Origin of the sequence: Mesorhizobium sp. M0207, from assembly GCF_040321995.1 — a bacterium.
Lineage (GTDB): Bacteria > Pseudomonadota > Alphaproteobacteria > Rhizobiales > Rhizobiaceae > Mesorhizobium.
The window spans coordinates 38,933-60,758 of the sequence record NZ_JAMYSQ010000020.1 but is presented as its reverse complement, the minus strand read 5'-3'; the positions used below and the strand labels follow the sequence as shown (position 1 = coordinate 60,758).

Genomic DNA, 21,826 nt, shown 5'->3' with positions numbered 1-21,826 from the left:
CAAAAGAGGTGCATCCCATGAACGGCCTGATCTTCGAAGCGCTGAAGCGGACGCTTAAGGCAAAGGGCATCACCTATCGCGTCCTTGCCGAGCGGATGGGTGTTTCCGAGCCGACGGTGAAGCGCATCTTCCACGAGCGCAACTGCAAGCTCGACCGGCTGATGGAGATCTGCACTGCCGCCGGCGTAGAGTTGGAGAACGTGCTCGGCTCTATGAACAGAGGACCAGGACCCGCCAACCAGATCGCGCCGGAGATCGAGCGCAAGCTCGCCGGGCGGCCGGCACTGCTGTTCGTCTTTGTCATGCTTTCCGAGAAATTCACGCCCGAAGGCATCATGCGCTCACAAGGGCTGAGCGAGGCTTCGATGTTCCTCTATCTGCGCGAGCTCGAGGAACTCAGCCTGGTCGCGCTCGGTCGCGGCCTGTCGGCAAGGCTGCTGATCGAGGCGCCGATCCAGTGGAATTTCGAGGGGCCATTGCGGCCGCTGTTCGAGACGACCAACAAGAATTTCATCGGCTGGGCCATCACCCATCTTGAGCGCGAGTCGACGTTCGTCAGCTTCTCCAGGCGGATGCGGCCGGAAACGGCGGAAATGGTCAGGCGCGAGGCGGAGGAATTGGCGGAGCGCGCCAAATTGCTTGCTCATCACGACCAGCACACGACGCCTGAAGACCGACTGGTCGGCTACAAATGGACGTTTGCGTTCGGCGCAACGCCGTTCCCGGTGATCATGCCGATCGGGCCGCATCCGCGCGACGCAGGCGCACGGACCGACGATCGAGTTGCGGCTGCCGCAAACGGACGACGTCTGCCGGCCTAGGTCAAAATGCAGAACGACCGAGTCCGGGCTGTTGGCGGCAGCCAGTCTGACTGAGCTTCTTACCCCTGAGTATCGGCCGCAAACCGGTTCTCAAAGGGCCCCTGCTCAAACACAAGATCGAGCGGCTATTCGGCAGTCTTGGTCGCTACCTTGTCATCCCAGACCATCTGCCGGTAGTCGAAGCCGTATTCCAGCGTCGGCTTGACAATACGGAAATAGGGCGACAGGTCGAAATCGCGCGGCGTGTAGAGCGAGTGATGGCGGATGTGCAGGATTTCCCTGCGCGAATAGCTCGACTGGGCCGAGGCACGGCCAGGCGCCCGGGTAATCTCCGGCAGGATCGGGTAGCGGATCAGGCCATACGCCTCGGCGATCAGCGACGAGCAGATGGCGCGCGTCGGGTCGCCGGAACCGAAAGCCAGCATGCGGCGGCGCCAGCGCACCGGCACCGGCGGCGTCGGCAAGAAGTAGCGCAGCATGTCGAATATGTTCCTGAGATCGTATCTGAGACCGAGCCTGCCGATCATGAACGCGACGACCGCTTCGCGATCGTCCGGAGCCAGGCCACTCGCCCGGCAGATGCGGGTGTTGTAGCTGCGATAGCGCGACAGCGGCACGGCGATGCAGCCATCGCCGAGCGTGACCTCGATCAGGCGCCGCCGCTCCGATCCGTCCTCCGACTCCGGTAATGCATCGCCGATATAGAAGGCGGCATGCGACCAGGTCGACTGGGTGAGGTATTTGATCGCCGCCGAGATCTTCTGGTTGCCTTCGATGAGCAGGATGTCGCCGGGCTCGAGCGTTCGGCGCAACGTTTCGGCGTCCGACGGCGTGTAAGGCTCGTAGCCGGACGATTCCTCCTGCAGCCGGCCGGCAAGCCAGCGGCCAAGTCGGTCCAGAAGCGTGTCGCCGGGCTCGGTCATGCCAGACGGCGATTACCACAGGGCGGCAAGTTAGACCATGATCAGCCCACGCCAGGCGTGCCGGCGTCTTCGTGCGCAACTGTGAGATCTTCGCGCGCCTTACGGGCGAACTTCCTCGTCGAGCGCTTCGGGCTGTCGCCGAAAAGCTCGGCCGCCTCGGCGAGGCAGGTCTTTTTCAAGCTCTTTTCCGAACGCTTCAGCAGCTTGGCAAGCAACCGCGTCTCTTCAGCAGGACCGAGTGGCTGGTCCTCGGCATCGAGAAGCGCGCGCATGACGAACACATCGTGCAGCTCGCCGAGCCGCTCGCCCAATTCGTCGACGGCCCTGCGCCGCGTTTTGATCGGCGTCGGCCACAGCCGGCCGAGCAGCGACAGGTGCATGCCATGCGTCTTGGCCGCCTTGCGCAGGTCGTGAAAGTCATCGGCTTCGCCGCGCGAAGCCGCCTTGTCCAGCGCTTTCCTGGCACGGCGCAAAGTGGTGCGCGCGCCTTCGGCGAGCACGTCGGCAGCCTGCTCCGGCTTGTCGGGCAGAGCGAGCTTGTCGATCCGGGCGACACCTTCCTCGCAAGCGGAAATCGCCGCGCCTATCGCAGCATCGAGGCCTCCTCCGCCATGCAGTTCATGCTGGCGCGCGACGAGCCTGTCACGGACGGCACCGAGGCCATCGCCGGCACTTTGCTCGGGAAAGCTTGCCGCCAGCCGGTCGATTGTTTCGACCAGCGCGGTCGCCTCGCGCGGGCCGGCAAGCAGGGCCGCCACCTGGCGGTAGCACTGATTCTCCGTCACGCAGAATGTTTCGTCTCCGGAACGGACAAGGCGCAGCAAGGCGCGGACGTTCTTCAGCCGTTTGCGGCATTTGTGCAGCCCCGGTTCGGGCCTGTCACGCGCCGCGTTCAGATGGTCGATCACCTTGCCGATCTCCTCGGCGAGGATGCGCCTGACCTCTCCGGTCAGCGACATGCGCGGATCGATACGAAAGCTCATGCGACGATCTCCGGAATCCCCCCAAGGGCGAGCGACGCGTTGTAAAATCTCGGCTCGCCGGTGACTTCACGGCCGAGCCAATGTGGCAGCATTTCGTCCTGTATATCATCCGGCGTCTCGAGCTCGGCGATCACCAACCCCGCAAGCGTCCCGCCGAAGACATCGACTTCGTAGCGATAGCCGCGATGTTTAACATGGTGGCGTGTCTTCTCGATGACATGTCCGATGGCAAAGGCCTGCATCTCCTGCGCCTCCGCCAAAGGTACCGGATATTCGAATTCATCGCGCTCGCGTGCCTGGCTGCCGAACTTGAGCGTCAGCTTGGCGGCCGCATCGTTGCTGATGCGAACACGAACCGTACGGCTGGGTTCGGCGACAAGATAGAATTGACGGATATGAATGTCCGCCTCGACCATTGCCCGCCATTCCTCACCTGAGACCAGGAATTTACGCTCGATTTCCTTGCCCATGGCCAGGCACTAAAGCGCGCACGGCCAGAGTTGGCAAGCCGCTTGACCGCACTTGACTTTAATCATTCGATTGATTAAATTGTTGGCCATGATCAAATCGCCCAGCGCCAGCGGCCTTCCTCATGAGGCGCCCAAGACCGCCGCCGATATGACGCGGGCGGCACTTGTCCGCGCGGCGTTGAAACTGTTCGGACGGCAAGGTTTCGACGGCACCTCGACGCGCCAGATCGCGGCGGAGGCCAAGGCCAATATCGGCTCGATCGCCTATCATTTCGGCGGCAAGGAAGGGCTCCGCAACGCGGCGGCCGACTACATCGTCGACACCATCCAGACCGTTGCCGGCCAGGCGATCGGCAATCTGCAGGCGCCGGTCGCGGCATTGGCCGACACCGAGGCCGCGCGGGCACATTTAGCCGTCGCACTGGAGCGGATGGTCGCCTTCATCGCGGCAAGGCCGGAAGCCGGCGAGATTGTACAGTTCGTCCTGCGCGAGCTGTCGCATCCTACCGCGGCGCTCGACCGTATCTATGACGGCGTGTTCGAACCGGCGCATAACCGGCTCTGCCTGATCTGGGAACAGGCGACGGGCGAGCCGGCCGAGAGCGAGCGCACAAAACTCACCGTGTTCACGCTGATTGGCCAGGTCGTCTATTTCCGCATCGGCCGCGAGGCGGTTATGCGCCGCATGGGCTGGCGCGAGATCGGCAATGACGAGGCCGGAAAGATCGCGGCGGTGGTGACGGATAATCTCAGCGCGATTTTGGCTCGGCGCGATTTGGCTGTCCGGAAGGATCGTGGATCATGAGCCTGCTCTGTTCTTTGCCGCTTGCCGCCCAGCTTTTCAGCGCCTGCGCGCCGGGAGCACCGCTCGCCGTCGGCTACGTCGAGGGCGACTACGTCCTGCTCGCGCCGATCGAGGTGGCGCAGGTCGAGACGATTGCGGTCAAGCGCGGCGACCGCGTCGCGCCCGGCACGCCGGTGGTGACGCTGGAAAACGCCGACGCCAAGATCGCCATCGCACAAGCCGAGGCGGCCCTTGCGCAGGCCCAGGCGCAACTTGCCGACCTGCAGGTCGGCAAGCGGCCTGAAGAGATTGCGGTGCTCAAGGCGCAGCTCGACATGGCCAAGGCGCAAGCCGCCGACGCCAAACGCCGTTACATCCGCGCCAGCGATCTGTTCAAACGCGGCACCGGCACACAGGCCGACTACGACACGGCTTCCGCGACGCTGGAGACGGCCAACGCGCAGGTCGGCCAGGCGGAGGCCAATCTCGCCGTCGGCGGCCTGCCGGCACGGCCGGAGACGATCAAGGCCGCCGACAATCAGGTCAGGCAGGCGCAGTCGGCGCTGGAGCAAGCGCAATGGCGGCTGTCGAAGCGCGTGCTGACGGCGCCCTCGCCCGGCCGGGTCAACGATGTCATCCGCTATCCTGGCGACACGGCCGGGCCGACCGCGCCGGTCATCTCCATGCTGCCGGATGGCGCGGTGAAGCTCAGCGTCTATGTGCCGGAAAGCGCGTTCTCCTCGGTCGACGTCGGCACGCTGCTCAACGTCCATTGCGACGGCTGCGGATCGGGCGTGAAGGCTCGCGTCAGCTACGTGTCGCCGGATCCGGAATTCACGCCGCCGGTGATCTACTCGCTCGAGACCCGGCAAAAGCTGGTCTATCTGGTCGAAGCGCGGCCGGAGGGCGACGCCAGCGCATTGCAGCCCGGGCAGATCGTCGACGTCGATCTGGCGGACATCGGAAAATGAACGTCATCGACGTGCACGGCCTGGTCAAACGCTTCGGCGACAAGACCGTCGTCGATCATGTGACTATGGCTGTGGCCGAGGGCGAGATCGTCGGCTTCCTCGGGCCGAACGGCTCGGGCAAGACGACGACCATCCGCATCATGTGCGGCTTGCTGACGCCGGATGAGGGCGAAGGCACCGTTCTGGGCTTCGACATCCGCACCGACAGCCTGCGGATCAAACGCGAAGTCGGCTACATGACGCAGAGATTCTCGTTCTACGAAGATCTCACGATCGGCGAGAATCTCGAATTCGTGGCACGGCTCTACCGGCTGAAGCCGCTCGACGAGCACGTTGCTAAGACGCTTGAGGAGCTCGGCCTGACATCGCGCAGGAACCAGTTGGCCGGCACCCTGTCCGGCGGCTGGAAGCAGCGGCTGGCGCTGGCCGCCTGCATCATGCACAAGCCGAAACTGCTGCTGCTCGATGAACCGACGGCGGGCGTCGACCCGAAAGCGCGACGCGAATTCTGGGACGAGATCCACCGGCTGGCGAGCGGCGGCCTGACCGTGCTGGTCTCCACCCACTACATGGACGAAGCCGAGCGCTGCCACCGCATCAGCTACATCTCCTACGGCAAGATGCTGGCCACCGGCACGGTCGAGGACGTGGTGAGGAATGCCGGGCTGACCACCTTCGTCCTGCAAGGGCCGCGGCTCGATCAGGTCGCTGCCGCACTTCATGGCCGCCCCGGCGTCGACCAGGTGGCGCCGTTCGGCGCGACGCTGCATGTCGTCGGCTCCGACAGGACGGCACTTCAGGCAGCGCTCGCCGATGTCGAGAAAGAGCACGAGGGCGTTACGGTGACGCCCGGCGAGACCAGCCTGGAAGATGTGTTCATCCAGTTCATGTCCGGTTCGAAGGACAACATGGGATGAAAGAAGGACAACATGGGATGAAAAATGGGATAGACAGCATCTTTTCGTTCGCCAGGCTAGGCGCGCTGCTGATCAAGGAGTTCATCCAGATGCGGCGCGACCGCATCACCTTCGCCATGATGCTCGGCGTACCGCTGATGCAGCTGGTGCTGTTCGGCTATGCCATCAACAACGATCCGAAGAGCCTGCCGGCAGCGCTGGTGACGATGAGCAGCGATCCTTACACGCGGGCCATGGTTTCGGCGCTGCAGACCACCGGCTATTACCGCTTCGACCATGTTGCGCAAAGTGCCGCCGAAGCCGAATTCCTGATGGCGCGCGGCGACGTCGCCTTCGTCGTCACCATTCCCGCCGATTTTGCCCGACGGGTCGAGCGCGGCGACAGCCCGCAGATTCTGATCGAGGCGGATGCGACCGACCCGGCCGTCGCCAGCGGCGCCATCTCGACGCTCGGCACCGTCGCCAATCAGGCGCTGCTCAGGGCACGCGGTATGCAGGAGACGGCGGCCGAAGCTGCCCGGGGCCAGCTCCAGGTGGTGGTGCACCGGCGCTACAATCCGGAAGCCGTCTCACAATACAACATCGTGCCCGGCCTGCTCGGCGTCATCCTGCAGATGACGATGGTGATGATGACCTCGATCGCGCTGACGCGCGAGACCGAGCGCGGCACGATGGAGAACCTTCTGGCGATGCCGTCCAGCCCGCTCGAGATAATGCTGGGCAAGGTGCTGCCCTATCTGGCGGTCGGCGCCGTGCAGGTACTGGTGGTGCTGGCAGCCTCGAAGCTTCTGTTTGCCATCCCCTTCACCGGGTCGATGTCGCTGCTGTTGACGGCGGTCCTTATCTTCGTCTTGGCGCTGGTGCTGCTCGGCTACACGATCTCGACGATCGCCCGCACGCAAATGCAGGCCCTGCAGCTCACTTTCTTCTTCTTCTTGCCGTCGATCATGCTGTCCGGCTTCATGTTTCCCTATCGCGGCATGCCGGACTGGGCGCAGATTTTCGGCGAGGTGCTGCCGCTGACGCATTTCCTGCGCATCATCCGCGCGGTGATGCTGAAGGGCGCCGAGCTGCCGGCGGTGGCAACGGAAATCGGCTGGCTGGTGGTGTTCGTGGCGCTGTTCGCCGGTATTGCGCTGGTGCGGTTCCGCCGGACGCTGGATTAGGGTCGAACTCGATCCGCTTGTGCAAATGATCGAGATTTACACGGACTTGGCCTGGCCCGGGACCGGTGTCAATTCAGGCGCATTGAGCCCTTCGAAGGGATCGCGCCAGGCGTCGATTTCTTCGAGTTTAAGATACCAGCGACTGACAGAGGGATAGTCATCGAGCGGCAATCGGGCGACATCGTTGAAGGGCAGAAACGTCGCCATTCGAAAGTCGGCATAGGAAACCGAAGCGCCGACCAGCCATTCTCGCTCAGAAAGCTCGGCATCAAGTATGGCAGCGGCCGTGCGGAAGTCGCTCAGGCCCTCCTCAACCCGCGCCTGATCGATCGGGCCGAGCCCATAGCGCTGTTTGGTCCCGCGTTCGAAATGCACGACATCGCAGGCTCTTGCGAAGTTCTCTTTCCCCCAACTCAGCCATCGGATCATCTCGGGCTCGTCGTCGCCAGCGCGCCAGAAATCCGAATGCATATCGCGCGAAAGCCGACAGGCTATGGCGTCGGCCTCCCAGAGGCTTTTTCCCGAACCTATAAGGATGGGCAATGAAAGATTTGGATTGAGCGGCCGAAATCGCTCGGCCTGGCCCGGAGCGAAGGGAGAGGCGAATTCAAACTCGACCTTGGCGTTGAGATACCGTGCCACCGCGACCGCGAGGCGAGGATTGGGATTGCGGCTGAAGAACAGTTTCATTGATCTCAGTCTTTGAAGGGTACCGGTTCGACCGGGTGCAACGGAGGCTCGAGCGCCTCGAACCGGCACCTGGAATTGGTTACTATATTAGCTGGCAGCAATGATCTCGGCATAGGTGCTGAGATCGACATTGCCGCCGGAGAGCACCACGGCAATGCATTTCCCGGCAAGGTCGATCTCGCCTGACGACAGCGCGGCCAAGCCGACGCAACCGCCGGGTTCGACGACCAGCTTCAGACAAGCCATCGCATCGCGCATCGCCTGTGCCACCGCCTTGTCGGAAACGGCGATGGCGCCGGCGAGATTCTTGCGGTTGATTTCGAAAGTGATGGCGCCCGGCTCGGCGACGAGAAGGGCATCGCAGATCGAGGTGTGGCCGGGCGTGTTCGACATCCTGGCGCCTTTGATCAGCGAGCGGCGTGTGTCGTCGAAATGCTCGGGTTCCACGGCCCAGACGGCGGTGCCCGGCGAGGCGTCCTTGACCGCGATCGAAATGCCGCTGCTCAACCCGCCGCCGCCGCAGGGAACCACTACTGCATCGAGGCTGACGCCAAGCGCTCTTGCTTGGCGCATCAATTCGAGGCCGATCGTGCCCTGGCCGGCGATGATGGCCGGATCGTCGTAGGGCGGCACTAGGACCATGCCCTTTTCCACGTAAGAACGGACGACGGCAGTGCGATCGTCGCGGACCCGGTCGAAGGTGATCACTTCCGCGCCCATCTTCCTGACATTGCCGACTTTCATCGCCGGCGCATCGGCGGGCATGGCGATGACGGCCTTGACGCCGAACATCGCCGCTGCGGCGGCAACGCCTTGCGCGTGATTACCCGACGAGAAGGCGACGACGCCGCGGGCGCGTTCTTCCGCCGAGAGCGAGGAGAGCTTGTTGTATGCACCGCGGAACTTGAACGAGCCGGTGCGCTGCAACGTCTCCGGCTTGAACAGGATCCTGGCGCCGAAGCGATTGTTCAACTCCGGCGATTCGATCAGCGGCGTTTCGACGATCAGTCCGGACAATCGCGCTGCTGCACTGTGAATATCGGCGATGCCGGGAGGGGTGATCATGGCTGGGTCCTGCAAGAGATGAGACTGCCTATGTGCACGGAAAGGGAAGCCGCGCACCAATGAAAAAATGTGACCGTTACAATTCGACTTGGAAGCAGGAGTGGGCGTGACTGTCACCCACCTCTCCTCCGCCCTCCGCCATGCTTCGTCATTTCGACAAATCGCTGCCGATTTACCGGCATTGCCGGCCGCCCCTCACCCCAACAGCGTCTTTTGCCGTTTGGGGCCGCCGATCTTGCGCCAGGTGTTGAAGCGATGGGTGGCAGCGGCGAAGGAGATCTTCATCTGCTGAGCAACCGAATAGCGCGACTTTCCCTCGTCGAACAGGCGATAGCAGCACTCGACGCCCTCCTCGGTCAACTTGCCGTCGGGAGCCTTGTTATGCGGATTGGCGGGATCAAATTTTTCGACCTGCTGCTCGACCAGCCCTTTCAGGCGCTGCAAGTCCGCCTCGATGTTAGCGATCAGGTCGAGAACCGGCTTGGGGTCAAACGGCTGCTGTTTTTCCAGCATCTGCGGGTTCCTTTCTCTTGGTTGAGATTCGGTTATATAGGTGAACGTTTGCCGATAGCAACGGCAATGTGTTCGGGATTTTGAAGCCTGTACCTTTGAGCATGAGTGGAGCGGGCACGATTGACCGAGGATGTGCGAAGCTCTAGTTTAGAACCGTTCTAAACTAGGGTGAATTTCTCATGCTTTCCCGCGTTTTCGGCTTCGGCCGCCGTCCCTTTGAATCGCTCTCGGAACAGGAGATCCTGGCGCTCGCCATCTCCTCTGAGGAGGATGACGGGCGCATCTATCGCGCCTATGCCGACGGGCTGGCGGAGAGCTTTCCGCAATCGGCCAAGGTGTTCGAGGAGATGGCGGAGGAGGAGGACGGCCATCGCGATTCGCTGATCGAGCTTTACCGCAAGCGCTTCGGCGAGCGCATACCGCTGATCCGGCGCGAACATGTGAAGGGCTATTACGAGCGCAAGCCGGACTGGCTGGTGAGGCCGCTCGGCATCGATCATGTGCGCAGCCAGGCCGAGGCCATGGAGCGCCAAGCCTACCTGTTCTATATCGAGGCGGCCAAACGCACAGGCGATGCGTCGACGCGAAAGCTGCTCGACGACCTGGCGATCGCAGAACAGGGCCACGAGACACTGGCGCAGCGGCTGGAGCAAAAGCATGTGCCGGGCGCGGTCAAGGACGAAGAGGCGGCGGCCGAGCAGCGCCAGTTCATCCTGACCTATGTGCAACCGGGGCTGGCCGGGCTGATGGATGGCTCGGTGTCGACGCTGGCGCCGATCTTTGCCGCCGCCTTTGCCACGCATGATACGTTCCAGACCTTTCTGGTCGGGCTTGCCGCCTCGATCGGCGCTGGCATCTCGATGGGTTTCACCGAGGTGGCTTCCGACGACGGCAAATTATCTGGCCGCGGCTCGCCGGCAAAACGCGGGCTGACCGTCGGCGTCATGACGACGCTGGGCGGGCTCGGCCATGCGCTGCCCTATCTCATCCCGCTTTTTTGGACGGCGACCATTGTCGCCGCCGTGGTGGTTTTCTTCGAGCTGTGGGCGATCGCCTTCGTGCAGAACCGCTACATGCAGACCCCATTCTGGCGCGCCGCCTTCCAGGTGGTGCTGGGTGGCGCGCTGGTGTTTGCGGCAGGGGTGCTGATCGGGAATGCTTAACCATTCACCGCCTGGCTGTCCTGAGGCGCCTCGGCGCGTTCGGTCAGGCCGTAATCGCGCACGACATGAGCGATACGCAAACGATAGTCCGCAAAGATACCGCCGCGCCCGGCCTTCTGCGCCTGCCGATGTTCCTGCGTGTTGCGCCAGGCCTTCACCGCATCCTCGTCGCGCCAGAAGGACAGCGACAGGATGCGGTTCGGATCGGCAAGGCTCTGGAAGCGCTCGATCGACAGGAAACCGTCGATGCCGTCGAGCAGTGGGCGCAGATCGGCGGCGATGCCGAGATAGGCATCGCGCATGCCCGCCGCCGGCTCGACCTCGAAGATGACGGTGATCATGGTTTTACCAAAGGAGCATGTGGCCCGGAGGCGAGCTTGAGGAAGGTGCGGTCCTCCTTCAGGATGAATTTTTCCCGCCGGGCGAACTCGTAATTCGCCTTACCGGCGGGATCGGCGGCGAGCCGGGCGCGGTAGGCTTCGTAGGCCGCAAGACTGTCGATGTTGTAGGCGGCATAAGCCGTGGTGGCCGAGCCTTCGTGCGGCGCGAAATAGCCGATCAGATCGGCGCCGCAGCGCGGGATCGCCTGCCCCCAATTGCGTGCATATTCCTCGAACGCCGCCTTGCCGAACGGATCGATCTCGTAGCGGATGAAGCAGGTGATGGTCATTTTCGCCTCCTTGGCGGTGGATGTTTTCTTGCGGTCACAGTTCGAGCCGGATCGAAACGTTCCGAAGATCGATATGCTAGGCAAATCCTTCGCTGATCATGCCTGCCAGAACGATTTCGCGCATTCGCGGCGGACGTCTTCAGGTGTCAGGCCAAGGTCCCGCAGCAGATGATCGTCGATCTCGGCGAGGTCGAGACGCTGCAGATGACGGTCGTACCACCGCTTCAGGAGCCGCAGCCGCAAGCGGCGCAAGACAATGAACGGGAACGGCCGGCGAGCAGGCGCGGCGCCGAGAATGGTCCTTGCAGGCATCGTTGTCTCCTTGATTTGCATCGAGACTAATGCTTTTCTGACGAGGATGCTTCGATGAGGAACGAACCATGCGCGAAGGACCTGACATAGCCCGCATTGCCAGCCTGGTGGGCGATCCAGCGCGGGCAAACATGCTGTCCGCACTGATGGGCGGCACGGCACTGACGGCGAGTGAACTGGCACTCGAGGCCGGGGTGTCGCTTCCGACAGCGAGCTCCCATCTGTCGAAGCTGATGGAAGGCGGGCTGCTGACGCTGGCAAGCCAGGGACGGCATCGCTACTACGGCCTCGCCGGCCCGCAGGTAGCAGGCATGATCGAGGCGATCACAGGTGTTGCCGCTGCGGCCGGGCCGCAACGAGTGCGGCCTGGCCCACGCGACGCGGCCATGCGCGTGGCGCGGGTCTGCTACGACCACCTCGCCGGCGAGCAGGCGGTGGCGATGCTGGACCGTCTCGTCGCTCGACAAGTGCTCCTGCGAGATGATGAGGAGATTCAGCTTGGGCCGTCGGCCGCCTCGCATTTCGCCGCGATCGGCATCGATGTCGAGGGCAAGGCGCGGCGACCGGTGTGCCGGGCCTGCCTCGACTGGAGCGTGCGGCGTTCGCACCTCGCCGGCACGCTGGGCGCCGCCATTCTCGACAAGATCCTCGCCGAGAAATGGGCGCGGCGCGAGAAGGACAGCCGTGCGGTGATTTTCTCGCCGACAGGCAAGCAGGCGTTCGAGAAGACGTTTCTCGCCTGACGGCTCGCTTCGACGCACTAGAACGGCTCGTCGTTTCACGGAAACACCGAACCGCTCTATCTTTTTTGTTTTGACGCAATCCCAGACGGAAAACCGTTCCACACTTTTCCTGGAATTGCTCTAGCCGCGCTTGAGCGGCTTGGCCTGCTTGAAAAAATCCTCCCAGGGATCGGCTTGCCCAAGCCGCTTCAGCGTCGTCTTGTCGCCGATCGGAAAGGCGTTCGGCGGCAATCCGGCCTCGATTTCCGCCCAGGTCACCGGCATTGATACCGTGGCGCCTTTTTTGGCGCGCGACGAATAGGGCGCGACCGTGGTCGCGCCACGGCCATTGCGCAGATAATCGACGAATATCCTGCCGGTGCGCGCCTTCTTAGACAGCGTCGCCGTGTAGCGGTCGGGTGCGGCTTGCTCGAGCGCTCGGGCGAACTCATGGGCGAAGCCTTTGACCTCGTCCCAGTCCGCCGACGGCTTCAGCGGGACGAGGACATGATAGCCCTTGCCGCCCGAGGTCTTGACGAAATTAGGCAGGGACAGTTCGTCGAGCCGGCTGCGGATATCGAGCGCCGCGGCACGCACCGCCTTCACGTCGACACCCTCGTCGGGATCGAGATCGAAGATGATCTGGTCTGGTTTTTCCAGCTCGTCCGTGGTCGAGCCCCAGATGTGGATCTCGACGACGCCGAGTTGAACGAGGGCCACGACACCGTCGAAATCGCGGATGAACAATATCTCCTCGCCGTCGGTGGGGTCCTTCATCACGGCGATCTTGTCGTGCATGCCGGCCGAGGCATGCTTCTGGAAGAACCGTTGGCCGCCAACACCGTCCGGCGCCCGCACGAGGCTGAGCGGCCGGTTGATGACGAATTGCTTCATGCGCGGCCAGACCAGCGCGTAGTGATCGACCAGATCCTGCTTCGATACGTTCTCCTGCGGCCACAGAAGCTTGTCGGGGCGGGACAGCGTAACCGAGGTTTTCGCCGCGCCGGCGGGTTCGGCGGGCTTTGGCCTCGGCTCGGCCGTGGCTGAGCGTGCTTTCGGTTTCTCCTGCACGACTTCCTCCGCCGGCTTGTCCTCGCGCAATCCCTGGAACGACGCGTGGCGTATTATACGGTCCGACGTCCAACTGCGAAACTCCACTTCGCCGACAAGTTCGGGCTTGACCCAGACCAGCCCCTTGCCCCTTGGCACCGCCCTGTCGAAGGGCGAGGTTGTCGTCTTCAGCGCATCAAGCCTCCTCTTCAGCTCGTTGGTGCTTTTGGCCGTGAAGCCGGTGCCGACGCGGCCGGCATAGCGCAGCTTGCCGCCCTCGTGATAGCCGACCAGCAGCGAGCGCAGGCCCCGCCCGGTCTTGTCCGACGGCATGTAGCCGCCGATGACGAATTCCTGGCGCGCCGTACATTTCGACTTCACCCAGGACGGGACACGGCCGCTGCGATAGGGCGCATCGGCGCGCTTGGAGACGACGCCTTCGAGCCCCAGCCGGCAAGCATGCTCCAGCATGATCTTGCCGGGCTCGGCAAAGTGGTCGCTGAAGCGCACGGCCTGATCCTCGGCCTGTCCGGCGAGCAAAGTGCGCAGCCTTTCCTTGCGCTCGACCAGCGGCTCTGAACGGATATCCTCACCGTTGAGACGCAACAGGTCGAAAACGTAGTAGATGAAACGATCCGTACGGCCCGCCGACAGATCTTGCTGCAGCAGCGAGAATGACGACACGCCATTATGCGCCAGCACGACGATTTCGCCGTCGATGATAGCATCGGTGCATTTCAGGCCGCCAAGTGCCGCGACAATTGCGCCACCGAATTTGTCGGTCCAGTCGAGGCCGGCGCGTGTCAAAAGCCGCACCTCGGTGCCGGCAAGCTGCGCCTGCATGCGATAGCCGTCGAACTTCACCTCATGTAGCCAGTCCTTGCCAGGCGGGGCGTCCCGCTCCAGCGTTGCGAGCGCCGGTTCGATGAATTCCAGCCGCCTTGCCGCGACGGCCTTCGCTTTGCTGGCGGCCGGCCTGTCGGACTGCCAGACGCTTGGCTTCTTGCCGTCGGCGGTCTTGCCTTCGCCGACCTCTTCGATGGTCAGGCCGGATTTCACCGATTGCGGCGCCTCCTGCAAAATGTCCTCGCCCGGACGCGCGGCGGCATCGTCGGATTTGATCAGCAACCAGTTGTCACGCTTTTCGCCCGGACGCGGCTTCAGCCGCACCAGATGCCAGGCGCCATGCAATTTGTGGCCATACAGTTCGAAACTGATATGGCCTTTCTTCATCGCCCTTGCCGGTTCGCCATCGGGGACCCAAGTTCCCTCGTCCCAGACAATGACCGAGCCGCCGCCATATTGGTCCTTCGGGATAGTGCCTTCAAACGGTGCATAGTCGATCGGGTGGTCCTCGACGTGCACGGCGAGCCGCTTTTCGTGCGGGTCGAGGCTCGGGCCTCGCGTCACGGCCCAGCTCCACAGCACGCCACCATGCTCGAGACGAAGGTCGTAGTGGAGCCTGGTGGCGGCATGCTTGTGGATGACGAAGATGCCACCCGCCACGGCTTTCTTGCCGCGCGAAACCTTGCCGGCTGGTTCGGCCGTCTTCTTGAAATTGCGCTTGGCGTGATACTGCTCGAGGCTGGCCATGGGCGGATCCTAAGCAGATTTGCGCCGGGCGGCTTTGGACTTGGCGCCTTTTCCCGGGCGTCCGGTCTTTGCCGGCGCACCGGCTTCCGACGAAAGGCTCTTCTTCAGCGCATCGAAGAGGTTGACGACGTTGGAGGGCCGTGGTTCCGCCTTGGCCTTCGGTGCCTTCTTGCCGGCCTTCTTGGCGCGGACCAGCTCGATCAGGGCATTTTCGTATTTGTCCTCGAATTCGGAAGGATCGAACGCCGCCTGTTTCTCATCGACGATGTGTTCGGCCAGCCTGATCATCTCGGCGTCGGTCTTCACCGTCTTGATGTCGCCGAACACTATCTCGGGCCTGCGAACCGTATCGCCATAGCGCAAGGTCGTCAGCAGCAGACCCTTGCCCAACGGCTCGATGACCACCGGACGTTCGCGGCGATAGAGCACAATGCGGGCTAGCCCCGCCGTCTTCTTGGCGGCCATGGCGTCGCGGATGACGGCGAAGGCCTCTTCCGAGACCTCGTCCGCAGGCGTCACATAATAGGGCGCGTCGAGATAGATCTGTTGGATCGAGGATTTTTCGATGAAACCATCGAGGTTCATCGTGTGCGAGGATTCGATCTGCACGGCTTCGATCTCCTCCTCCTCGATTTGGACGAAGTCGCCGTCGCCGATTTCGTAGCCCTTGATCTCGTCGCCTTCATCGAGCGGCTTGCCGCTTGCCGAATCGACATAGACGCGCTTGACGGTATTGCCGGTCTTGCGGTTGAGCACGCGGAATGAGACTTTCTCCGCGTGGGTGACGACATTGGTCAGTTCGACGGCGCAAGTGACCAGCGAAAGCTTGAGATACCCTCTCCAGGCCGGGCGCGGCGCCATGACAAACTCCCTGCACGACAATGTTCAACCGAGAACGGGCAAAGTCCGTTCCGGTTCCGGCGGCGCAAAAGGCAAGTCCGGGCTTTCAACCCAGCCTTGCCTTGTTCTCGCTCACTGCGCTACTCGGCGGCTTGCAGGTTGACCTTGCTTTCCGCTATCTCGGTAAGCTTGCGGTCGGTTGCCTGCTCCTCCTTGAGGTTGTTGGCCAACACATTGGCGCAGTCGCTGCGGCCCAGTTGCTTGGCCCAAGCAATCAGGGTGCCGTAACGGGTCATCTCATAATGCTCGACCGCCTGGGCGGAGGCGATCAGCGCAGCGTCGAGGACCTCCTTGTCGGCGATGTCGCCGCTGACGTCGTCGGCTTCTTCGAGAATGCCGTCGATGGCTGGGCAGTCGACCTGCTTGGCCTTCACGCCGTGCAGTTCGAACACCTGCTCGACACGCTGGATATGACCCTTGGTCTGAGCGAGATGTTTCTCAAAGCCGGCTTTCAGCTGCGGATCACTCGCCTTGTCGATCATCTTCGGCAGCGATTTCTCGATCTGTTTTTCAGCGTAATAGATGTCGCGCAGCGTGTGCACGAAGAGGTCGTCGAGGGTTTTGATATCCTTCGAAAAGAAACCCATGGCCTTTGCCTTTCCATTGCTCTTGCGGTTTCGGATTTTTTGGCTGCGGCCCACCCGAGCACCACAGCCTGCGGAGCCGGTTCGTCCCGGCACTGGGAAATCAACGTGCGGCTGACGGGCCGGTTCCTGGTTTTCCGGCCGCGTGCACGGAAATTTCGCGGTCCGGCAAAACCTGAAACAAAACCGCGCCTCTGCGACATTCAGGCGAAACATATGTGATGCAAAAGTCACACTGGACGAAATGCCGACGGACTGCATGGAAACACCGCGAATCAGCCGCATTCCAGCCATGAACAAAGGCATTTTCGACCAGAGATTAACATCGCGTTCACCGACTATTCACGCCTGGACGCTATGATCCCCGCAATTCGGAAGGGACATCCGAAGCGGGACAGGGACCGAGTAAAATGAGCTTCTGGAATCAAATCGCCGGCTATGCCGCCGCCATCCGCGAATTCGTCGCTCCGACCTATCGGCCTGAGCGCTATTATATGCGCGGCCCAGGCCCCGCCTGCGCGCGCCGTGGCAACACGCTTGGGATCAGCGTGCACTGATGATGACCACGGAAAGCCGTCACGACAGCCGGATCTGCCGGCCCGACGCCGACAACCGGTCAACGACCTATCGCGCCGAGCGCCCTGCGCTGACCGACGGACGGCGTGCGACAACGCCAAGGCCCTGACATTCCGGGCTTTGATCCAGCCGCCGGCAGGCCTAGTTTCATCTGACACCAGCTGTCAGGCGCCACGTGACCGTCAAGCCGAACCATTCTCCTGAGCCGCCGGAATTCGATGCAAGTCGCCCGTTGATCGTGTTCGACGGCGTCTGCGTGTTGTGCTCGGGCTTTGTGCGCATGGTGGTGAAGCTCGACCGCAAAGGCCGCTTCCATTTCGTAACGGCGCAGTCACCGTTCGGCGAGGTGCTGTTCAAGAAATACGGGCTGCGGACGGATCGCTACGAGACCAATCTCGTCATCGTCGATGGCGCGGCTTTCACCCGCCTGGACAGTTTCGTTGCCGTCATGGCCGAACTCGGCTGGCCGTGTCGGTCGGCGCGGATCCTGCTGCTGTTGCCGCGCCCGCTTCGCGACTGGCTCTACGGCCGCATCGCAAAGAACCGCTACGCCCTGTTCGGCAAGAAAGACAATTGCGAAATCCCTTCCGCCGAGGTGAGGGCAAGATTGATCGGCTAGATTCGTTGCCGTGGCCGGGAGCGGGCGGGGCATTTTGGGGGAACTGTTGGGGGAACTGCGGATGAAGGTTCTTGTCGTCGGCGGCTATGGCACCTTTGGCGGTCGCACTGTCGAGCTTTTGGAGGGCGAGCCGCATCTGATCCTCTTTGTCGCCGGGCGCTCGCTCGCCAAGGCTGACGCGTATTGCAAGAAGCGCGCCCCGACAGCAGCCCAGCTGGTGCCGGCACTGTTCGACCGTGACGGCGATCTCGCCGCGCAACTCGCTGCATTAGAGCCTGATATTGTAGTCGACGCGAGCGGTCCGTTCCAGGCCTATGGCGAGGGACGCTATCGCCTGATCGAGGGCTGCATCGCCCGGCGCATCAACTATCTCGATCTAGCCGACGGCTCGGATTTCGTCGCCGGTGTCTCTGCGTTCGACGAGGCGGCGCGAAACGCCGGCGTCTTCGTGCTGTCCGGCGTGTCGAGCTTTCCGGTGCTGACGGCGGCAGTGGTGCGTCGCCTGTCTTCGGACCTGACGCGGGTCGACGGCATTCGCGGCGGCATCGCGCCGTCGCCCTTTGCCGGAGTCGGCGAGAACGTCATTCGGGCTATCGCCGGTTACGCCGGTCAGCCGGTGCGGCTTGTTCGTAATGGCCGTCCCGAACAAGGCCATCCGTTCACAGAGCAATTGCGCTACTCCGTCGCGCCGCCGGGCCGGCTGCCGCTTCGAAACACGCTGTTCTCGCTGGTCGACGTTCCGGACCTGCGCGCTCTGGCCAAGCTTTGGCCGGAGGCGAAGACCATCTGGATGGGCGCCGGGCCGGTTCCCGAGACGCTGCACCGCGCCCTGATCGGCCTCGCCTGGCTTGTACGCGCCGGATTGATCGGTTCGCTTTCGCCACTGGCGCCGCTGATGCATCAGGCAACGAACCGGCTGTGCCGGGGCGAGCATCGCGGCGGCATGTTCGTCGAGGTGGAGGGATCGGACCGGGCGGGCGCCATCGTCAAGCGCTCGTGGCATCTCTTGGCGGAGGGCAATGACGGGCCGCTGATCCCGTCGATGGCGGTCGAAGCGTTGGTCCGCAAAGCATTGGCCGGAGATCAGCCCGCGCCGGGCGCACGGGCTGCCGTGCGCGATCTGGAACTCCGGGATTACGAAGCCCTGTTCGCTGGCAAAACGATCTGCACCGGGTTCAGGGACGAGCCCAGCGACGAGAGCGAGCCGCTTTATGCCGAGCTGCTCGGCAATGCCTGGCAAGACCTGCCCGACGCAATTCGTTCAATGCATGACCGTACGATCACGGCGGCAGGCCGCGCGTGCGTCGACCGCGGGCGCAATGTTCTTGGCCGGCTAATGGCCTGGATGGTCGGCTTCCCCGGGGCAAGCGAGGCCATCCCGGTTCATGTCCGCTTCGACACCGACAAGGACGGCGAGACCTGGACGCGGACATTCGGCAAGCACAGTTTTTCGAGCGTACAGTCCGCGGGCCGGGGTCGATCGCAGCGCCTGCTGTGCGAACGCTTCGGCCCGCTGACCTTCGCGATGGCGCTGGTTGCAGAAGACGGCCGGCTGGCGCTGGTCTTGCGCCGCTGGAGTTTTTTTGGCCTGCCGCTTCCGATGTGGCTCGGTCCACGCTCGACTTCCTACGAAACGGTGAAGGATGGCCGCTTCCGCTTCCATGTCGAGATCTCGCATCCGCTTGCCGGCATGATCGTCCGCTACCGCGGCTGGCTGGAGCCCTCCGGCCCGCACGGCTCCAGCGAGATCGTGCCGCCTGCCAGTTTGGCCAGTTCGCGACAGTCCTGCGCCGTGCACAGCGTCCAGCCCTGACCCGTGGCACCCGAGGCGGCGAGCGCGAGGCGCCGCTGTGGCCCGACCTTGGGCGCATAGACCCACCAGCCGTTTCTCAGCACCGAGCCTTGCGGCGGCTCCATCCCGGCGCCCGATCCCTTGATGCGGGCCTCGACCAATTGCAGGCCGGACGGCAGCACCTTCCAGTCTTCCTGCCACTGGGTCTTCTCCACCGAATGCACCCAGGAGAGCGTGAAGGCAGCGACCGCGAGCGTCACCGTCTTGCCGGCCGCGACGATGCAGAGGCTCATGCTGAATTAGCCAGCGAAGCCTGCCGCGCGCGCCAGCAGTGCCAGCCGATCCAGGCAAGGGATAGCGCCCAGCCCGCCTCGTCGGTGAGCGGCAGCGCCGCAACCAGCAGCACGCCGGCGGCGAAGGCGACGAGGCGTTCCCACCAGGCCATGCGCCGGGCGAGAAATCCGACGGCCGCGGCGCCCCACAGGACGATACCCATGCAGGCTTTGATGACGATATAGGCGACCTCGACGGGATAGCCGAACTGGGCGGCGATCGGGCCGGGGTCCTGCAGCATCAGCGCCGGGGTATAGACCGCCATGAACGGCACAACGAAGCCGGCAATGGCAAGCTTGGTGGCCTGGACGCCGATCTTGAGGCCGCTTTCCTTGGCCATGGGCGCGGCGGCGAAGGCGGCCAGCGCCACAGGCGGGGTGAGATCGGCCATGATGCCGAAATAGAAGACGAACATATGGCTGACCACCAACGGCACGCCGAGCGACAGCAGCGCTGGCCCGGCCAGCGACGAAGTGATGATGTAGTTGGGAATGGTCGGTATGCCCATGCCGAGCACCAGGCAGGTGAGCATGGTCAAAAGCAGCGACAGGAACAGATTGTTCTCGCCGATCGAGATGATCCAGCCGATGAAGGTCGAGGCGATGCCGGTAAGCGTCAACGTGCCGATGACGATGCCGACAATGGCGCAGGCAATGCCGACCGGCAGCGCGTTCTTTGCTCCTTCGGCAAGCGAATCCACGCATATGCGCAGCGTCTCGCGCCCGCCCTTGAAGGTGAGGCAGGCGGCGACCAGCACGGCGATGACCAGGCTGAGGATGTTGACGCCGAATTTCATGAAGGAAGCCGCGGCAAGCCCGAGCGCCAGCCAGAAGACGATGCGGAAGGCGAGCGGCCCGATCGATGCTGCCAGCGGCGTGCCGAGGATAAGCACAATGGTCAACGCCAGGCCCATGGTGCCGGCGAACACCGGTGTGTAGCCGGCAAACAGCAGGTAGATCAGTGCTGCGAGAGGCAGTACCAGCGGCCAATGTTGTCTCACCGCATCCCACGGGTTGGGCAGGTCGGCCTTGGCCATGCCGTGCAGGCCGGCCTTGCCGGCTTCCAGGTGCACCTGCCAGAAACAGGCGCCGAAATAGAGCAGCGCCGGAATGATCGCCGCCTTGACCACAGCGGCATAGGGGATGTTCAGGGTCTCGGCCATGATAAAGGCAACCGCTCCCATCACCGGCGGCATGATCTGACCGCCCATCGACGAGGTCGCCTCGACGGCGCCGGCGAAAGCCGAGCGGAAACCGAAGCGCTTCATCAGCGGGATGGTGAACTGGCCGCTGGCCACCACATTGGCGACGCCGGAGCCGGAAATGGTGCCCATCAGCGCCGAGGACAGCACGCAGACTTGCGCCGGGCCGCCCCGCCATGAGCCGACCAGGCCAAGCGCAAAATCGTTGAACAGCGCGATCATGCCGGCGCGCTCAAGAAAGGCGGCGAAAACGACGAAGATGAAGATGTAGGCGGCCGAGACATAGATCGGCGTGCCGTAGATGCCTTCGGTACCGTAGGCGAAGGTGTCGACGAGCTGGGCGAAATCATAGCCGCGATGGATGAACGGCGGTGGCAGATGATTGCCGGCGAATGCGTAGGCGAGAAAGATGAAGGCAATGACGGCAAGCGGCAGCCCCATCAACCGCCGCGCCGCCTCGAAGACCAGCACGACCAGCACCGCGCCGACGATCAGGTCAGGCGTGGTGAGAAAGCCGGAGCGGCGGATGAGGTCGGCATAGAACACCCAATTGTACAGACCGGTGGCGAAACCAAGCAGGCCGAGCGTCCAGAACACTGCTTTCGCCGGGACGCTTTTGGCGCGCAGATTGGCGATTAGGGCAAAGCCGAGCAGCAGCAGGAAGCCGACATGCATGGCGCGTATGACCTGGCTCGGTAGGCTGCCGTAGGCGGCGATGTAGATTTGGAAGATGGAGAAGGCGATGGCGATAAAAAAAGCCGCCTTGCCAGCGATGCCTTCGCCGAAGCCAGGCGGCAATCCTTCGACAGGAGCTTCCGCTGTGGGGGAAAGAACGGTCGGGGTTGCGGTCATTAGCGGGGTTCCTGGCGGGGCGCTCCCCTCCCCGAGGGAGGTGCGAGCGAAGCTAGGCGGGTGGGGTCGGTGCGGCAGTGTACGGCCTCAACCGAACCTACCGGTCCATTCGCCTTCGGCAGCTGTTCACCTTTTCCTCAAGGGGGAGGGATGGCT

24 protein-coding genes are annotated in these 21,826 nt (G+C 63.2%); 10 read left to right on the top strand and 14 right to left on the bottom strand.

Translation table 11 applies throughout. The features are described from left to right. The first annotated feature begins 17 nt into the window (after window positions 1–17). Window positions 18–821 (top strand): helix-turn-helix domain-containing protein, encoded by an 804-nt coding sequence (locus tag NKJ15_RS23790; RefSeq protein ID WP_352770221.1) that lies wholly within the window; start codon window positions 18–20, stop codon window positions 819–821. A gap of 125 nt (window positions 822–946) precedes the next feature. Here NKJ15_RS23790 and NKJ15_RS23785 read toward each other — a convergent pair whose 3' ends face one another. The 3 genes from NKJ15_RS23785 to NKJ15_RS23775 are packed head-to-tail and all read right to left on the bottom strand — an operon-like array spanning window position 947 to window position 3,197. Continuing rightward, entirely contained in the window at window positions 947–1,744 is a 798-nt protein-coding gene (locus NKJ15_RS23785) for a C40 family peptidase (protein ID WP_352770219.1), read from the bottom strand. A 41-nt stretch (window positions 1,745–1,785) separates the two neighbouring features. Next, on the bottom strand, window positions 1,786–2,727 hold the full coding sequence (locus NKJ15_RS23780) for a CHAD domain-containing protein (protein ID WP_352502682.1): 942 nt from the start codon (window positions 2,725–2,727) through the stop codon (window positions 1,786–1,788). Beyond that, complete coding sequence (locus tag NKJ15_RS23775) at window positions 2,724–3,197, bottom strand: CYTH domain-containing protein (RefSeq protein ID WP_352473606.1); 474 nt, start codon at window positions 3,195–3,197, stop codon at window positions 2,724–2,726. The genes NKJ15_RS23780 and NKJ15_RS23775 overlap by 4 nt, the downstream gene beginning before the upstream one ends. 88 nt (window positions 3,198–3,285) lie before the next feature. On the opposite strand from NKJ15_RS23775, the gene NKJ15_RS23770 reads away from it, so the two are divergent. The 4 genes from NKJ15_RS23770 to NKJ15_RS23755 are packed head-to-tail and all read left to right on the top strand — an operon-like array spanning window position 3,286 to window position 7,035. Then, window positions 3,286–4,002, top strand: coding sequence for a CerR family C-terminal domain-containing protein (locus NKJ15_RS23770; protein WP_352817952.1), 717 nt, complete (start codon window positions 3,286–3,288; stop codon window positions 4,000–4,002). Next, window positions 3,999–4,952, top strand: a complete 954-nt coding sequence (locus tag NKJ15_RS23765; RefSeq protein ID WP_352817890.1) for an HlyD family secretion protein — start codon at window positions 3,999–4,001, stop codon at window positions 4,950–4,952. Before NKJ15_RS23770 ends, NKJ15_RS23765 begins: the two co-directional genes overlap by 4 nt. Further along, window positions 4,949–5,869, top strand: coding sequence for an ABC transporter ATP-binding protein (locus NKJ15_RS23760; RefSeq protein WP_023679007.1), 921 nt, complete (start codon window positions 4,949–4,951; stop codon window positions 5,867–5,869). Before NKJ15_RS23765 ends, NKJ15_RS23760 begins: the two co-directional genes overlap by 4 nt. A 29-nt stretch (window positions 5,870–5,898) precedes the next feature. Continuing rightward, complete coding sequence (locus NKJ15_RS23755; RefSeq protein ID WP_352473617.1) at window positions 5,899–7,035, top strand: ABC transporter permease; 1,137 nt, start codon at window positions 5,899–5,901, stop codon at window positions 7,033–7,035. 36 nt (window positions 7,036–7,071) lie between these two features. Here NKJ15_RS23755 and NKJ15_RS23750 read toward each other — a convergent pair whose 3' ends face one another. The 3 genes from NKJ15_RS23750 to NKJ15_RS23740 all read right to left on the bottom strand — a co-directional run bounded on the left by NKJ15_RS23750 (window position 7,072) and on the right by NKJ15_RS23740 (window position 9,303). Then, window positions 7,072–7,725: a glutathione S-transferase family protein gene (locus NKJ15_RS23750; protein WP_352817888.1), complete on the bottom strand. Its 654-nt coding sequence runs from the start codon at window positions 7,723–7,725 to the stop codon at window positions 7,072–7,074. A gap of 87 nt (window positions 7,726–7,812) precedes the next feature. Next, the gene (locus NKJ15_RS23745; RefSeq protein WP_352817885.1) at window positions 7,813–8,790 is read right to left on the bottom strand and encodes a threonine/serine dehydratase family protein; all 978 of its coding nucleotides are present in this window, start codon (window positions 8,788–8,790) and stop codon (window positions 7,813–7,815) included. Between the two features lie 195 nt (window positions 8,791–8,985). Then, complete coding sequence (locus NKJ15_RS23740) at window positions 8,986–9,303, bottom strand: hypothetical protein (RefSeq protein WP_352451855.1); 318 nt, start codon at window positions 9,301–9,303, stop codon at window positions 8,986–8,988. A 179-nt stretch (window positions 9,304–9,482) separates the two neighbouring features. Here NKJ15_RS23740 and mbfA point away from each other — a divergent pair, with 179 nt between their 5' ends. Beyond that, window positions 9,483–10,466 carry an iron exporter MbfA gene (gene mbfA, locus NKJ15_RS23735; RefSeq protein WP_352473594.1) on the top strand — a complete coding sequence of 328 codons (984 nt, stop codon included), beginning with the start codon at window positions 9,483–9,485 and terminating at the stop codon, window positions 10,464–10,466. On the opposite strand, the gene NKJ15_RS23730 is transcribed toward mbfA, so the two are convergent. The 3 genes from NKJ15_RS23730 to NKJ15_RS23720 form a co-directional block, all read right to left on the bottom strand. Next, complete coding sequence (locus NKJ15_RS23730; protein ID WP_352539800.1) at window positions 10,463–10,807, bottom strand: antibiotic biosynthesis monooxygenase family protein; 345 nt, start codon at window positions 10,805–10,807, stop codon at window positions 10,463–10,465. The genes mbfA and NKJ15_RS23730 overlap by 4 nt on opposite strands. Beyond that, a complete protein-coding gene (locus NKJ15_RS23725) occupies window positions 10,804–11,136 on the bottom strand; it encodes an NIPSNAP family protein (protein WP_352684016.1) in 333 nt (110 codons plus the stop codon). Before NKJ15_RS23725 ends, NKJ15_RS23730 begins: the two co-directional genes overlap by 4 nt. A gap of 96 nt (window positions 11,137–11,232) precedes the next feature. Further along, on the bottom strand, window positions 11,233–11,448 hold the full coding sequence (locus NKJ15_RS23720; protein ID WP_352683672.1) for a DUF1127 domain-containing protein: 216 nt from the start codon (window positions 11,446–11,448) through the stop codon (window positions 11,233–11,235). Window positions 11,449–11,516: 68 nt separating this feature from the next. Between NKJ15_RS23720 and NKJ15_RS23715 the strand changes: the two genes are divergently transcribed. Beyond that, window positions 11,517–12,191, top strand: coding sequence for an ArsR/SmtB family transcription factor (locus NKJ15_RS23715; RefSeq protein ID WP_352539797.1), 675 nt, complete (start codon window positions 11,517–11,519; stop codon window positions 12,189–12,191). Between the two features lie 120 nt (window positions 12,192–12,311). Here the strand turns inward: NKJ15_RS23715 and ligD are convergent, their stop codons facing one another. From ligD to NKJ15_RS23700, 3 genes are all read right to left on the bottom strand, one after another. Then, window positions 12,312–14,813: a DNA ligase D gene (gene ligD / locus NKJ15_RS23710; RefSeq protein WP_352473587.1), complete on the bottom strand. Its 2,502-nt coding sequence runs from the start codon at window positions 14,811–14,813 to the stop codon at window positions 12,312–12,314. A 9-nt stretch (window positions 14,814–14,822) separates the two neighbouring features. Beyond that, window positions 14,823–15,674: a non-homologous end joining protein Ku gene (ku, locus tag NKJ15_RS23705; protein WP_352771397.1), complete on the bottom strand. Its 852-nt coding sequence runs from the start codon at window positions 15,672–15,674 to the stop codon at window positions 14,823–14,825. Between the two features lie 119 nt (window positions 15,675–15,793). Next, on the bottom strand, window positions 15,794–16,300 hold the full coding sequence (locus tag NKJ15_RS23700) for a YciE/YciF ferroxidase family protein (protein ID WP_352473615.1): 507 nt from the start codon (window positions 16,298–16,300) through the stop codon (window positions 15,794–15,796). A 407-nt stretch (window positions 16,301–16,707) separates the two neighbouring features. Here NKJ15_RS23700 and NKJ15_RS23695 point away from each other — a divergent pair, with 407 nt between their 5' ends. The 3 genes from NKJ15_RS23695 (at window position 16,708) to NKJ15_RS23685 (ending at window position 19,305) form a co-directional block, all read left to right on the top strand. Continuing rightward, on the top strand, window positions 16,708–16,854 hold the full coding sequence (locus NKJ15_RS23695; RefSeq protein WP_023718851.1) for a hypothetical protein: 147 nt from the start codon (window positions 16,708–16,710) through the stop codon (window positions 16,852–16,854). 194 nt (window positions 16,855–17,048) lie between these two features. Next, entirely contained in the window at window positions 17,049–17,492 is a 444-nt protein-coding gene (locus tag NKJ15_RS23690) for a thiol-disulfide oxidoreductase DCC family protein (protein ID WP_352771396.1), read from the top strand. 61 nt (window positions 17,493–17,553) lie between these two features. Next, window positions 17,554–19,305: a saccharopine dehydrogenase family protein gene (locus tag NKJ15_RS23685; protein ID WP_352771394.1), complete on the top strand. Its 1,752-nt coding sequence runs from the start codon at window positions 17,554–17,556 to the stop codon at window positions 19,303–19,305. Here NKJ15_RS23685 and NKJ15_RS23680 read toward each other — a convergent pair. After that, window positions 19,194–19,577, bottom strand: coding sequence for a DUF1850 domain-containing protein (locus tag NKJ15_RS23680; protein WP_352451865.1), 384 nt, complete (start codon window positions 19,575–19,577; stop codon window positions 19,194–19,196). The two genes, NKJ15_RS23685 and NKJ15_RS23680, sit on opposite strands and share 112 nt — an antisense overlap. Further along, complete coding sequence (locus NKJ15_RS23675) at window positions 19,574–21,670, bottom strand: TRAP transporter permease (RefSeq protein ID WP_352684008.1); 2,097 nt, start codon at window positions 21,668–21,670, stop codon at window positions 19,574–19,576. Before NKJ15_RS23675 ends, NKJ15_RS23680 begins: the two co-directional genes overlap by 4 nt. Window positions 21,671–21,826 lie beyond the last annotated feature (156 nt).